This is a genomic window from Actinomycetota bacterium (genome assembly GCA_035536535.1).
Taxonomy (GTDB): domain Bacteria; phylum Actinomycetota; class JAICYB01; order JAICYB01; family JAICYB01; genus DATLNZ01.
This window is the reverse complement of the sequence record DATLNZ010000054.1, coordinates 1-12,087: the sequence shown is the minus strand read 5'-3', so window position 1 is coordinate 12,087 and position 12,087 is coordinate 1. Positions and strand designations below refer to the sequence as shown.

The window sequence follows — 12,087 nt, the reverse complement described above, 5'->3', positions numbered from 1 at the left end:
GATGGAGCAGGGGTCGCTGCGATGCGACGCGAACGTGTCCGTGCGTCCGTCGGGATCCGACAGGCTCGGGACAAAGGCCGAGGTCAAGAACATGAACTCGATCCGCTCGGTCCAGAGGGCGCTGGACCACGAGATCCGCCGTCAGGTGGAGCTCGTTTCGTCGGGACAGTCAGTGGCGCAGGAGACAAGGCACTTCGACGAAGCGACCGGGACGACGTCCACCCTGCGGTCCAAGGAGTACGCGTTCGACTACCGCTACTTCCCAGAGCCGGACCTCGTCCCCCTGGCTCCCGACGGGGCCTGGGTGGACCGCGTTCGGGACGGGCTTCCGGAACTGCCGGCACAGCGGCGCCGCCGGCTGTCCGAGGCGCACGGCCTGTCGGACATCGATGCCAGGACGATCACCTCCAGCAAGGGACTGGCCGACGCCTACGAGGCCGCGGCCGCCGCGTACGGCGGGGACCCGAAGTCCATGGCCCGCTGGTACCTGGGAGAGCTGTCTGCCATAGCCAACGACAAGGGGGCCGAGCCGCACGAGGCCGGTGTCTCTCCCCAGCAGGTGGTCGAGCTGCAGCAGCTGGTGGATTCCGGACAGGTCTCGATCTCGATAGCAAAGGGCAAGGTCCTGCGCCGGGTGGTGGAGACCGGGACCTCGCCGCACGACGTCGTCGCCGAGCAGGGCTTGGCGCAGATCTCCGAGTCGTCTGAGCTGGCCGCGGTCGTGGAAGAGGTGATTTCCTCCAACCCCGACATCGTCGAGCAGATCCGTAACGGAAAGACCGGCGCCATCAACGCACTCAAGGGACAGGTCATGAAGCGGACGCAGGGCCGGGCCAACCCGGAGGTTGTGGGCAACCTGCTGGCGGAGCGGCTGGCCTCCTCGTGAGCCACAGCTGGGCTCCCCCGGAGCCGGACGGCGACGTGCGGACCCGCCGGATCGCGCGGTGGCTGGCGGTCTACTCGGCGGGGGTCGTCCTGATACTCGCCGGCTGCGTCCTGCCCTGGACGACCTCCACGTCGTTGCCCTGGGCCTGGGACCTGTCCGCGTTCTGGGCCGTGACAGGTGCGACGGCCGTCCTCGGCCTGCCGCCGTCGGTCGGGGCGGTGATCCTGGCGGCCGGGCTGCTCGCCGCGTGGCCGATCATCGCGCACCGCGGGGGACCGGGTCCGGCGACGGCCGGCCTGGCCGGCCTGGTCATCGTCCTCGCTGCTCTGGTGGCCTTTCAGTCGCGCAGCCTGCAGGAGGAGCCGGCCTCACCGGCAGTGGGGCTGGTGCTGGCCGTCCTCGGCGGAGGCCTGGTCGCGGCGGGTTCGGTGATGCAGGACGAAGGTGCGCCGCGCGCCGTCGCGGCGCCGGAGGCGCAGTCGGGCGGCGAGAGCGACAACCCCTCGGCCCCCTGACCGGCGTTTCCCGCATCCCTCAAGGGGGTACAAGCCGGACATGAAGCCCAGACGCGACTCCGGCCCCGGACGCCCCCATGGCCCCGGACCCGAAGGCGACCGGCCTCCAGCGGCCCCCGGGGGACCGGACGCGCCCACCGATCACGACGCCGCTCTCAGGATCGCAATCCGGGTGCTGAGCGCAAAGGCCTCCAAGCTGACAGGCAGGGACCGCGAGGACCTCGTCCAGGAGACGCTGGCTCGGGCCCACGCCAAGGGCATCCCCGCGACGGAGGTCCCGTGGCTGATGCTCGTGATGCGGCGGCTGGCGATCGACCGTTTCCGCAACGGCCGGGAGGTGGCGGTCGGTTCGTCGCTGGAGGTCGACTCAAACGCCACGATCTCGGCCCCCTCGCCGGAGGAGCACGTGGTTCGAGGCGACGACGCGGCGGCGGTCCGGTGCGCGATGGACAAGATGCCGCCGAAGTACCGGGAGGTCCTCCTGGAGTTCGCGCAGCGCCAGGACGCCGCCGACATCGCGCGGCGGCTCGGCGTGTCGATGAACGCCGCCTACCTGACGGTCACCCGGGTTCGCCGCAGCTTCGCCGACGCCCTGGCGCGCTGTGGGATGACGGTCCATCACCGGGTGCAAGGGCGGCGCAGAAAGAGCGACCGCGCGGCCTGACCCGACCGCTGCATCACGAGCCGGAGCGTTCCCCCCGCTTCGCGCCGGACCTGTCCGCCTCAGCGTCTTCTTCCGTGTCGGGTTTCCCCTTGAACAGCGAGGCCACGACGAGAAGGACGACCAGGATCAGCGTCAGCTTCAGGCTCCAGGCGGCCAGGCCCTTGATCTTGTCGGGCAGCCAGGGCCACCTGTCGCCCGCACGGCCTCCGATGTACAGGCACCCCAGCGCGAAGCCGACCGCCCCAAGAGTGTGTGCGGCCAAAAACTTTTTGAAGCTCATGCGGGAGCTGCCCGCCACGAGCACCACCGGAAGCGTCAGCCACTCCACCAGCCGCCCGACCACGACGGTCAAAAAGCCGTACTTCTCCAGCCACCGGTGAGCCCGCTCGACCTTCTTGGGGTTCCAGATGGACGCCCAGGTGGAGCCCTCCTTCTCGGCCTTCACGGCGAGCTGGGGGCCGAACCTGTAGCCGGCCCAGTACAGGATCAGTCCCGCCACGGTGGACAGCAGCACCGAAGCCCCGGCCGTGAGAACAATCATCTGGACGTCGTTGCGGATGTCGGTTCCCACCGCGATGAGCACCACCATCGAGTTGTTCAGCAGCGGCAGGGTCCAGCCCAGGTTGCGCTTGAGAAGCGCGGGCAGGGAGCCCAGCCCGATGCGCTGGGTGATGGTCCTGAACACGAAATACGCCCCGAGCAGCGCGAAAGCCTGACCGTCGGTCAGGCGCGTCTTCGGCGGCGGGGGAATGTCCAGGTCCTCCGTCTGCGCCACCTGCTGGTCGTCGGTCATGCCACGATCATCGCTCATCGTCCTCGGGCACGGGGAGCATCCCGGGCCGACGGCACGGAGATCGGAACCGGATGACCAGCGTCAGGCGTTGTCATTCCATGCCCTTTCAAACCGCCGCGCGCGCCGGCGCGCTCATGCTCGCGACGTTGCTCCTGGTGGCCGCCTGCGGGCCGGACAGTCGCCCCCGGCGTCCCTCCCGGGCCAGGATGAGCGCCTCCCCGGCTCCCACGCCGGATCCATCGGTGACGCAGGATCCGACCGCCGCGGCTCCCACGGCCGCCGCTTCCGCTCGCAGGACGGCCACGGCGAAGCCCCCCGCGGCGCCGGGACTTGCCGCGGCGAGCATCAAGCTCACCCGTATCGCAGGACTGTCGTCGCCGGTTGCCATGGAGGCTCCCGCCGGTGAGGACTCGCTGTACGTGGCCGAAAAGGGCGGCACAGTCCGGGCTCTGCGCGCGGGCAACCTCGACCCGGCCCCGGTGCTGGACATCTCCTCAGAGGTCTCCACAGGCTTCGAGCAGGGACTGCTTGGGCTGGCCATCTCGCCGGACCGGCGGTACCTGTATGTCAACTTCACCAACCGCGACGGTGACACCCGGATACGCGAGTACGCGATGGCCGGGGGCCGCGCCGACCCGGGATCGGCCCGTGACGTCCTGGCCATTGACCAGCCGTTCGCCAACCACAACGGCGGCCATCTGGCTTTCGGCCCCGACGGCAAGCTGTGGATCGGCCTCGGCGACGGCGGAAGCTCCGGGGACCCGGCCGGAAACGCACAGTCGCTGGACACCCTGCTCGGCAAGATGCTGCGGATCAACCCGCGCCCGTCCGGCGGCCGCGACTACGGGATCCCCTCGGACAACCCGTTCGTCGGAAAGTCCGGAGCCAGAGGCGAGATCTGGGCCTACGGGCTGCGAAACCCGTGGCGGTACTCCTTCGACAGGTCCACCGGCGACCTGTACATCGCCGATGTCGGGCAGAACGCGTGGGAGGAGGTCAACTTCCGGTCCGCCGCGTCCAAGGGCGGCGAGAACTACGGGTGGGACCGGCTCGAGGGCACCCACCGCTTTGAAGGAGACCCGCCGCCGGGCCACGTCCCGCCCGTCTACGAGTACTCGCTGAAGGAGGGGTGCGCCGTGACGGGCGGCTACGTCTACCGCGGCTCCAGGATTCCGGCGCTCCAGGGCGCCTATTTGTTCGCCGACTTCTGCCAGGGGACGATCCGGGCATTCGCCCAGCGCAGGGGCCGCGCGGAAGGACACAGGTTCCTGGGTCCGAAGGTGGACCAGCTGAGCTCGTTCGGACAGGACCAGTCCGGCGAGCTGTATGCGATGTCGCTCGGAGGCGACATCTTCAGGATCGACCCGGCCTGACCCGCGGGTCGGGGCCGCGGGTGTCCTACCATCGAGCCGCGCGTCCGGGGGCCGGACGTTTCGATGCGGAGGTCTGAATGTTCCTGGGCCGGGTGCTGGTCACGGAGTCCATTGCGGAGTTGGGGGTCGAGTGGCTCAGGCGCGGGGGTGTCGAGGTTGACGTCCGAACGGACCTCGGCCCCCAGGCGCTGCCCGGCGAGATCGGCTCCTACGAGGGGCTGATCATCCGGTCCGCCACACAGGTGGACGCGCGGGTGGTCGAGGCGGCGTCCCGGTTGAAGGTCATCGGCCGGGCGGGCATCGGACTCGACAACGTCGACGTGGAGGCCGCCACGCGCAAGGGGATTCTTGTCGTCAACGCTCCCCAGTCCAACATCATCTCGGCCGCGGAGCAGACCCTGGCGCTGCTGCTGTCGATGGCCCGCCGGATACCGGAGGCCCACGCCTCGCTCACGGCAGGACGCTGGGAGCGCGAGCGATTCCTGGGCATGGAGCTGCACGACAAGGTCCTGGGGGTCATCGGCCTGGGCCGGGTCGGGACGCTGGTCGCCCAGAGGTGCCTCGCGTTCGGGATGAGGATCGTCGCCTGCGACCCGTATGCCTCAGAGCAGCGCGCGGCTCGGCTGGGAATACAGCTGGGCTCCCTGGACGACGTGCTGGCCTTGGCGGATGTGATCTCCATCCACGTTCCGAAGACCGCCGAGACCAAGCGCCTCATCGGCGACGACGAGCTGGCCCGCTGCAAGGACGGCGTCCGGATCATCAACACCGCCCGCGGCGGCGTCATCGACGAGGACGCCCTAGTGAGAGCCATCAAGGCCGGGAAGGTCGCCGGCGCCGCATTGGACGTCTTCGAGACCGAGCCGCCGGGCGGGTCGCCTCTGTTCGACATGCCCGAGGTCGTCGTGACGCCGCACCTGGGGGCCTCCACCGTGGAGGCCCAGGACAAGGCGGGGACGGCGATCGCCGAGCAGGTCCTTCTGGCCCTGCGCGGGGACTTTGTGCCGCACGCGGTCAACCTCCAGGCCGGGTCGGACCTGCCCGAGTCGGTCCGGCCGTTCGTCTCGCTGGCCGGACGGCTCGGCCGCCTCGCGTGCGCGCTGGCCGGTCCTTCGGTCGGGGAGGTCGAGGTGTCCTACCACGGGCAGATCGCTTCGGAGGACACCCGCGTCCTCACTCTGGCGGCGCTCCGAGGGTTCCTGCAGCCCGTGGTCCACGAGCCGGTCACCTACGTCAACGCGCCGCTGCTGGCGCAGGACCGCGACCTCGCCTGGTCCGAGCGCAAGTCGGCGACGACCGAGGACTACCTGAACCTCGTCCGCGTCACCACGCGCGGTGCCGCCGAGCCCGTGACGGTGGGGGGGACCCTCACCGGCCGCCGCAACGAGCAGAGGCTGGTCGAGATCGACGGCAGGCCGCTGGAGATCCCGCTGAGCCGGTACATGGCGTTCTTCCGCTACGAGGAGCGACCGGGGGTTGTGAACAGGATCTCCGGCCCCCTGGCTGAACGTCAGATCAACATCCGCAACATGGTCGTCGCGGAGCCGGACGTGGAGGGACAGCCGGCGATCATGGCGCTGGCGGTGGGGTCGGAGGTGCCGTCAGAGGTGCTGGACGAGATGATGCGGGCCGCCGGCATACCGTCCGGGCGCTTTGTGGTCCTGGAGGACTGAGCCGGGACCCGGCCTGGACGCCGGACTGGTCCCGGAAAGGTGAAACCCCGGAGGCCTACTTCGCTCGGTCGACCTGCCCGAGCGGCCTCCGGGGCCGGTGGTCTGATTGGACTCTGCCGACCTGCAGGCAGAAAATTCGGGCCGGAGAGGTCCGGCCCCCTGACGAGGTCAGCAGTCAGCCACCTCAGGGATCGATTGCGGTTTATGCAATCTGGACCACCTCCTTTCTCCTGTACCGGGCAGTCTAGCGATGCGGGAGGATGGGCGCAGCGATTCGGACAAGGGGGTTTTGATGTCGAAGGACCAGGCTGTAGTGGACGCGCTGGAGCAGGTGTGGGACTCCATCCACGAGCTGTGCTCCTCGCTGACCGAACAGGAGTGGAAGACGCCCACGGATCTTCCGGCCTGGTCGGTCCAGGACAACGTTGCGCACCTGACCGACATTGAGCTGACGCTCCAGGGAAAGCCTCGTCCCGACCATAAGCCGGCCGATATCTCCCACACCAAAAGCGACTTCGGCGCCTCCAACGAGATCGGCGTGGACTACCGCCGCTCCTGGCCGGGCACGAAGGTGCTGGAGGAGTTCCGCGACTTGACGAGGCAGCGGGTCGAGCAGCTGCGGTCGTTCGGTGACGCCGAGTGGGAGGCCGAGTCCTTCACCCCCGTCGGACCCGGCACCGCCCGGGACATGCTGCCTTTCCGGGTGCTGGACTCATGGATGCACGAGCAGGACATCCGCCGAGCCCTCGGACGCCCGGGCCACCTGGAGGGACCGGCCCCCGAGCTGGTGTTCGGAACTCTGCGCGCCGCCCTGCCGTTCGTCGTGGCGAAGCGGGCGGGAGTCCCCGATGGGTTCCCTGTGGTGCTGGACGTGGCGGGGCCGGTGGGACAACGCGTCGGCGTGATCGTCGACGGGGGCCGCGGCCGCGAGACGACCAACGGGGAGGACCCGGCGGTCCTGATGAAGATGGACCTCGAGACGCTCAACGTGCTGATGGGCGGAAGGCGCGACGCCGACCGCGTCCTGCGAGAGGGCCGCGTGGTGATGAAAGGCGACGACGCGCTGGGGCGGAAGATCCTCGAGAACCTCAACGTCGTTCCCTGACGAAGGCCGCCGTGACTAGCCCATCCCTGGCGGGGTCGTCCGGCGCTTTGCCGCCAGGGAGGGCTTTGGGTCCAGGCGCGCCAGTCCGTTCCAGGCGAGGTTCACCAGGTGAGCCGCCACCACGTCGCGCTTCGGCTTTCCCGCCTCCACCCACCACTCCCCGACGAGGGCGACCATGCCCACCAGGGCGCGCGAGTACAGCGGCGCCAGCTTGCGATCGAGGCCGCGGGAGCCGAACTCGTCCACGAGGATGTATTCCACCTGTGACGCGATGTCGCCGATGAGGCTGGGGTAGGTTCCCGACCCGCCGACGGCGGGGGAGTCGCGAACCAGGATTCTGAAGCCGTCGGGCTCGGATTCGATGTAGGACAGCAGCGCACCGGCGGCCTGCTCGAGCTTGGCGCGCGGGTGCCGCCCGTGCAGCGCGTTGGTCATCCGCTCCAGCAGCCGCCGCATCTCGCGGTCGACCACCACCGCGTACAGGCCTTCCTTGCCGCCGAAGTGTTCGTAGACCACCGGCTTGGAGACGCTGGCCCGGGCGGCGATCTCCTCGATGGAGGTCGCCTCGAATCCTTTTTCGGCGAAGACGGTGCGGCCGACGTCCAGCAGCTGCTCACGCCGCTCCCGTCCGGACATCCGGACGCGGACGCTCGGATCCACGGGCTTGCGCGCGTCGGGGCGCCCCCGGCTTACAGGGACTTCCGTTCCAGCTGCTTCTCGGTGACCCTCTTGACGTTGCGTGCCAGGCCGACGCGCTCCAGCCCGCCGATGATCATTCCGCTGAGGTCTACCTGCCAGCGCTTGATGCCGTGGACCGCCGCGGTGGGAAACGCGTGGTGGTTGTTGTGCCAGGACTCTCCGAAGGAAATGATCGCCAGCACCCAGTTGTTGGTGCTGTGGTCGGGGGTGTCGAACGGGCGCCTGCCGTAGAAGTGGCAGATGGAGTTGATGCTCCACGTCACGTGGTGCAGGACAAAAACCCGAGCGAGGCTGCCCCACAGAAACGCCGTCAACGCGCCCCAGAGGCTGCGCGTGAGGACCAGTCCGCAAAGGGCCGGAAGGGTCAGCGACAGCGCCACGAGGGCCGGGAACTTCGAGTCGATGCGCCGCATCGCCGCGTTCTTCATCAGGTCGGGGGCCCAGCGCTCGAGGTCCGTCCGCTCCTTGTCGAAAAGCCAGCCAACGTGCGCGTGCCACAGGCCCTTGAGGATTCCGCCGATGCCCTCGCCGTCCTCCAGGTGGGGGGAGTGCGGGTCGCCCTCGCGGTCGGAGTACGCGTGGTGCCGCCGGTGCGCGGCCACCCAGCTGATGACGGATCCCTGAACGGCCAGGGAACCCGCGATCGCGAACGTCAGACGCAGGGGCGTGGGCGTGTCGAAGCTGCGGTGGGTGAGTAGCCGGTGGAATCCGACGGTCACTCCGAGTCCGGAGAAGAAGTAGAAGAACAGCGCGATGCCGAGGTCGGTGCCGGACAGGCCGCGCCCCCACAGGGTCATCACGGCGAAGGCGAGGCCGAGGAACGGCAGGATCGTCAGGGCCAGTACAGCCCGTCGTTGGAACTTGATCTCCCGCTCGCTGAGCGTGATGACCCCCTGGATCTCCGGGGGCCGGGAAGCGAGGTCCATCGCGGCCATGCGGGCTCCTCCTCGTGCGGCGGTGGCTACGGTTACGGAACCGTAGGTTATCACGGGCCGGCGCAGCCGTCCCAAGATGAGCCGCGGCGTCAGATTCGATCCGGCCCGACCTGAGATACTCGTCGCGTGCCGCGGTAGGCGGCCGGGCCACAGGGGGCATGAGTGCCGATTCAGAAGACCGACAAGATCTGGATGGACGGGCAGCTCGTTGACTGGGACGACGCCAAGATCCACATCCTGACCCACACACTGCACTACGGGTGTGGCGTGTTCGAGGGCGTTCGCGCCTACAAGACCTCCCGCGGCGCGGCCGTGTTCAGGCTGACCGACCACATCCTGCGCCTGTTCGCGAGCGCCAAGATCTTCATGATCGACATCCCCTTCTCCGCCGAGACCCTGATCGAGGCAACCAAGGAGACGGTCCGGGTGAACGGGATGGAGGAGTGCTACATCCGGCCGCTCGTGTACCTCGGATATGGCGAGATGGGTCTCAACCCCCTGCCGGCCCCCGTCAACGTGTCCATCGCCGTCTGGCCCTGGGGCAGCTACCTGGGGGCCGAAGGCGTGAAAAACGGCGTCCGGATGAAGATCAGCTCTTGGCGCCGCCACGACCCGAACACCATGCCCCCCGCCGCCAAGGGAACAGGCATGTACATCAACTCGCAGATGGCCAAAGTGGAGGCGCTGAAGGCGGGCTACGACGAGGCGATTCTGCTGTCGCCCCAAGGGCTGGTCAGCGAGTGCACCGGCGAGAACATCTTTATCGTCCGCAACGGCCGCATCATCACGCCGCCTACCAGCGCCGGTGCGCTGGAGGGGATAACGCAGGCGTCGATCAACCGCATCGCCCGCGACCTGGGTTACGAGGTCGAGGTGGGCAACATCCTGCGCAGCGACCTGTACACGTGCGAGGAAGCGTTCTGCAGCGGGACCGCCGCGGAGGTCGTGCCGATCCGGTCGGTGGACGACCGCGACATAGGCGATCCCGGACCGATTACGCGCAAGATCCAGGAGATCTTCCACTCCACGGTTCGCGGAGAGGTCGAGACCTACCGCGAGTGGAACGAGTACGTCTCCCAGTAAGGCCCCCGGCCCCCAGGAGGACTGTTGAGGTTCGTCCGCTTCGCCATCGGCTCGACCATCGGCTACGGCGTCCTGCACGGCGATGAGGTGCGCGCCATCACCACGACGCCTTTTTTGCCCTGGGAGCTCACCGACGAGAGGTTCTCCATGGACGAAGTTCGCGTGCTGTCGCCGGTCCTGCCGAGCAAGGTGGTCGCGGTGGGGCTGAACTACGCCGACCACGCCGAGGAGACGGGCAAGCCGCTTCCGTCCGAGCCGATGATCTTCATGAAGCCGTCCACGTCCGTCATCGGCCCCGGCGAGACGATCCTGCTGCCGCGCCAGTCCGAGCGGGTTGATCACGAGGCCGAGCTGGCGATCGTCATGGGCAAGGCCGCCCGCGATGTCCGTGCCGAGGACGCCGCCGACGTGATCCTCGGCTACACCTGCGCCAATGATGTGACGGCCAGGGACCTGCAGTCGCGCGACGTGCAGTTCACGCGCGCCAAGGGCTTTGACACGTTCTGTCCTCTCGGCCCCCACGTGGACACCGACGTCGACCCTTCTTCGCTGTCGATCACCTGTCGGGTGAACGGCGAGGTGAGGCAGGACTCGGACACCTCGCAGCTGGTGTTCCCGCCCGCGGTCCTGGTCGAGTTCATCTCGTCGGTCATGACGCTGCTGCCCGGCGACGTCATCGTCACCGGGACGCCCTCGGGAATCGGACCGATCGTCGAGGGCGACGTCTGCGAAGTCGAGATAGGCGGGATAGGGACGCTGTCCAACCGGGTCGCCGCCCGGTGAGCGTCCGGGTCCGGTTCGCGCCGAACCCCTCGGGCGAGCTCCACGTAGGAAGCGCCCGCGCCGCGATGTTCAACTGGCTGTTCGCGCGTAACAGCGGCGGTACGTTCATCCTGCGCATAGAGGACACCGACCCCGCCACGGCCAAGCCCGAGTTCATCAAGCCGATCCTGGACGCCCTCCGGTGGCTCGGCCTGGACTGGGACGAAGGACCCGAGGCCGGCGGCGACGCCGGACCCTACTTCCAGTCCCAGCGCCGGGACCTCCACCTGGCCACGCTGGCGAAGGTGATGGAGGCGGGCAGCGCCTACAGGTGCTGGTGCACCCCGGACGAGGTAAAGGCGCGCGGGACCCCACGCGGTTACGACCGCCACTGCCGAGACCTGCCCGAGTCCGAGCGGGCGCGACTGGAGGCCGAGGGACATCCGTTTGCGGTCCGGTTCAGAGTCCCGGACCACCCGTCGGTGTTCACCGACCTGATCCGCGGACAGGTGAGCGTGGAGCCAGGGGACATGCAGGACTTCGTCCTGGCGCGCTCGGACGGCTCGCCCACGTTCGTCCTGGCCAACGCGTCGGACGACATCGCGATGCGCATCACGCACGCCGTCCGCGGCGAGGACCTTCTGTCCGCGGCCAATCAGACCGTGCTCATCTACGAAGCGCTGGGGGCCGAGCCCCCGATCTACGCCCACCTCCCGCTGATCTTGGACTCCGACCGCCGCAAGCTGTCCAAGCGCCGCGCCCCCACCGGCATTGCGCATTACCGGCAGGAGGGGTCCCTGTCCGAGGCGCTGGTGAACTGCCTGGCGCTGCTTGGGTGGTCGTCGCCGACCCTCGACGAGATCCTGTCGCGCGAGCGCCTCGTGGGGGAGTTCACGCTGGACCGCGTCCAGCCCCACGGTGCGATCTTCGACCGCCAAAAGCTGGACTGGATGAACCAGGAGTACATCAAGGCCCTGTCACCCGGCGAGCTCCGGTCGCGTGTGCTGGAGCTGCATCCGGACACCAACCAGGAGGCCCTGGCGGCCGCGATCGAGCACGACCTGATCCAGACCAGGGTCGTGAGGCTGTCGGAGGTCCCGCAGGCGATCTCTTACCTGAGCGCGCGGCCTTCGATCGACCCCAACGCCTGGGACCAGTTCATGAGCGAGGGGCGGGCGGACGCGACACTGGAGGCCGCGGCGGCGAAGCTGGAGTCGCTGGAGCCCTGGACGGTCCATGCGATCAAAGAGGCGATCCAGTCGCTGGTGGCCGACCTCGGCCTCCACAAGCGCAAAGGGCCCCAGCCGATCCGGATCGCGATCAGCGGCACCACCGTGTCGCTGCCCCTTTTCGAGTCCATCTACATCATCGGGCGGGCCGAATCGGTGGCCCGCCTGCGGGCTGCCCGCGAAGTATCGGTTTCACCGGCAGGCTGACCGCGGTGCCGGTGCGCGACGTGCGCGGGCCTTTGACCGTGCCTTGCGGGCGGGTGCGCTGGTGTGACGAGGTTGATTTTTGCGCCGATGACCGAAGAGCGTGCCAGAGCCATAGCTTCGTGGCGCTACGGGGGCGATCTCTCGATGTACGACGGGGACGACG

General features: G+C 68.7%; 13 protein-coding genes. 9 read left to right on the top strand and 4 right to left on the bottom strand.

Annotated elements, in window-relative coordinates:
• The 3 genes from VNE62_03570 to VNE62_03560 form a co-directional block, all read left to right on the top strand.
• Positions 1–886, top strand: an 886-nt coding sequence (locus tag VNE62_03570) for an Asp-tRNA(Asn)/Glu-tRNA(Gln) amidotransferase GatCAB subunit B (GenBank protein HVE91370.1), incomplete at its 5' end; no start/stop codon positions are given.
• On the top strand, positions 883–1,401 hold the full coding sequence (locus VNE62_03565) for a hypothetical protein (GenBank protein HVE91369.1): 519 nt from the start codon (positions 883–885) through the stop codon (positions 1,399–1,401). The genes VNE62_03570 and VNE62_03565, both read left to right, overlap by 4 nt.
• A gap of 40 nt (positions 1,402–1,441) precedes the next feature.
• Entirely contained in the window at positions 1,442–2,065 is a 624-nt protein-coding gene (locus VNE62_03560; protein ID HVE91368.1) for a sigma-70 family RNA polymerase sigma factor, read from the top strand.
• A gap of 13 nt (positions 2,066–2,078) precedes the next feature.
• On the opposite strand, the gene VNE62_03555 is transcribed toward VNE62_03560, so the two are convergent.
• Together VNE62_03555 and VNE62_03550 are read right to left on the bottom strand one after the other, a co-directional pair.
• Entirely contained in the window at positions 2,079–2,858 is a 780-nt protein-coding gene (locus tag VNE62_03555; protein ID HVE91367.1) for a DedA family protein, read from the bottom strand.
• A gap of 106 nt (positions 2,859–2,964) precedes the next feature.
• Positions 2,965–3,246: a hypothetical protein gene (locus tag VNE62_03550; GenBank protein ID HVE91366.1), complete on the bottom strand. Its 282-nt coding sequence runs from the start codon at positions 3,244–3,246 to the stop codon at positions 2,965–2,967.
• On the opposite strand from VNE62_03550, the gene VNE62_03545 reads away from it, so the two are divergent.
• From VNE62_03545 to VNE62_03535, 3 genes are all read left to right on the top strand, one after another.
• Positions 3,245–4,231, top strand: coding sequence for a PQQ-dependent sugar dehydrogenase (locus VNE62_03545; protein HVE91365.1), 987 nt, complete (start codon positions 3,245–3,247; stop codon positions 4,229–4,231). The genes VNE62_03550 and VNE62_03545 overlap by 2 nt on opposite strands.
• 77 nt (positions 4,232–4,308) lie before the next feature.
• A complete protein-coding gene (serA, locus tag VNE62_03540; GenBank protein HVE91364.1) occupies positions 4,309–5,904 on the top strand; it encodes a phosphoglycerate dehydrogenase in 1,596 nt (531 codons plus the stop codon).
• Between the two features lie 292 nt (positions 5,905–6,196).
• Positions 6,197–7,009 carry a maleylpyruvate isomerase family mycothiol-dependent enzyme gene (locus VNE62_03535; protein ID HVE91363.1) on the top strand — a complete coding sequence of 271 codons (813 nt, stop codon included), beginning with the start codon at positions 6,197–6,199 and terminating at the stop codon, positions 7,007–7,009.
• 15 nt (positions 7,010–7,024) lie between these two features.
• Here VNE62_03535 and VNE62_03530 read toward each other — a convergent pair whose 3' ends face one another.
• Positions 7,025–7,645, bottom strand: coding sequence for a TetR/AcrR family transcriptional regulator (locus VNE62_03530; protein ID HVE91362.1), 621 nt, complete (start codon positions 7,643–7,645; stop codon positions 7,025–7,027).
• Between the two features lie 53 nt (positions 7,646–7,698).
• Positions 7,699–8,643: an acyl-CoA desaturase gene (locus VNE62_03525; GenBank protein ID HVE91361.1), complete on the bottom strand. Its 945-nt coding sequence runs from the start codon at positions 8,641–8,643 to the stop codon at positions 7,699–7,701.
• A gap of 162 nt (positions 8,644–8,805) precedes the next feature.
• On the opposite strand from VNE62_03525, the gene VNE62_03520 reads away from it, so the two are divergent.
• From VNE62_03520 to gltX, 3 genes are read left to right on the top strand one after another with little or no spacing between them, the layout of a single operon-like run.
• Entirely contained in the window at positions 8,806–9,726 is a 921-nt protein-coding gene (locus tag VNE62_03520) for a branched-chain amino acid transaminase (GenBank protein HVE91360.1), read from the top strand.
• A gap of 24 nt (positions 9,727–9,750) precedes the next feature.
• A complete protein-coding gene (locus tag VNE62_03515) occupies positions 9,751–10,509 on the top strand; it encodes a fumarylacetoacetate hydrolase family protein (protein ID HVE91359.1) in 759 nt (252 codons plus the stop codon).
• Entirely contained in the window at positions 10,506–11,924 is a 1,419-nt protein-coding gene (gene gltX, locus VNE62_03510; GenBank protein ID HVE91358.1) for a glutamate--tRNA ligase, read from the top strand. The genes VNE62_03515 and gltX overlap by 4 nt, the downstream gene beginning before the upstream one ends.
• Positions 11,925–12,087: the final 163 nt, after the last annotated feature.

Bases quoted from the DNA above. Each gene is read 5' to 3' on its own strand.
- VNE62_03560 (HVE91368.1), top strand. From the start codon at position 1,442: ATGAAGCCCAGACGCGACTCCGGCCCCGGACGCCCCCATGGCCCCGGA.
- VNE62_03555 (HVE91367.1), bottom strand. From the start codon at position 2,858: ATGACCGACGACCAGCAGGTGGCGCAGACGGAGGACCTGGACATTCCC.
- VNE62_03545 (HVE91365.1), top strand. From the start codon at position 3,245: ATGGAGGCTCCCGCCGGTGAGGACTCGCTGTACGTGGCCGAAAAGGGC.
- VNE62_03550 (HVE91366.1), bottom strand. From the start codon at position 3,246: ATGGCAACCGGCGACGACAGTCCTGCGATACGGGTGAGCTTGATGCTC.
- serA (HVE91364.1), top strand. From the start codon at position 4,309: ATGTTCCTGGGCCGGGTGCTGGTCACGGAGTCCATTGCGGAGTTGGGG.
- VNE62_03535 (HVE91363.1), top strand. From the start codon at position 6,197: ATGTCGAAGGACCAGGCTGTAGTGGACGCGCTGGAGCAGGTGTGGGAC.
- VNE62_03530 (HVE91362.1), bottom strand. From the start codon at position 7,645: ATGTCCGGACGGGAGCGGCGTGAGCAGCTGCTGGACGTCGGCCGCACC.
- VNE62_03525 (HVE91361.1), bottom strand. From the start codon at position 8,643: ATGGCCGCGATGGACCTCGCTTCCCGGCCCCCGGAGATCCAGGGGGTC.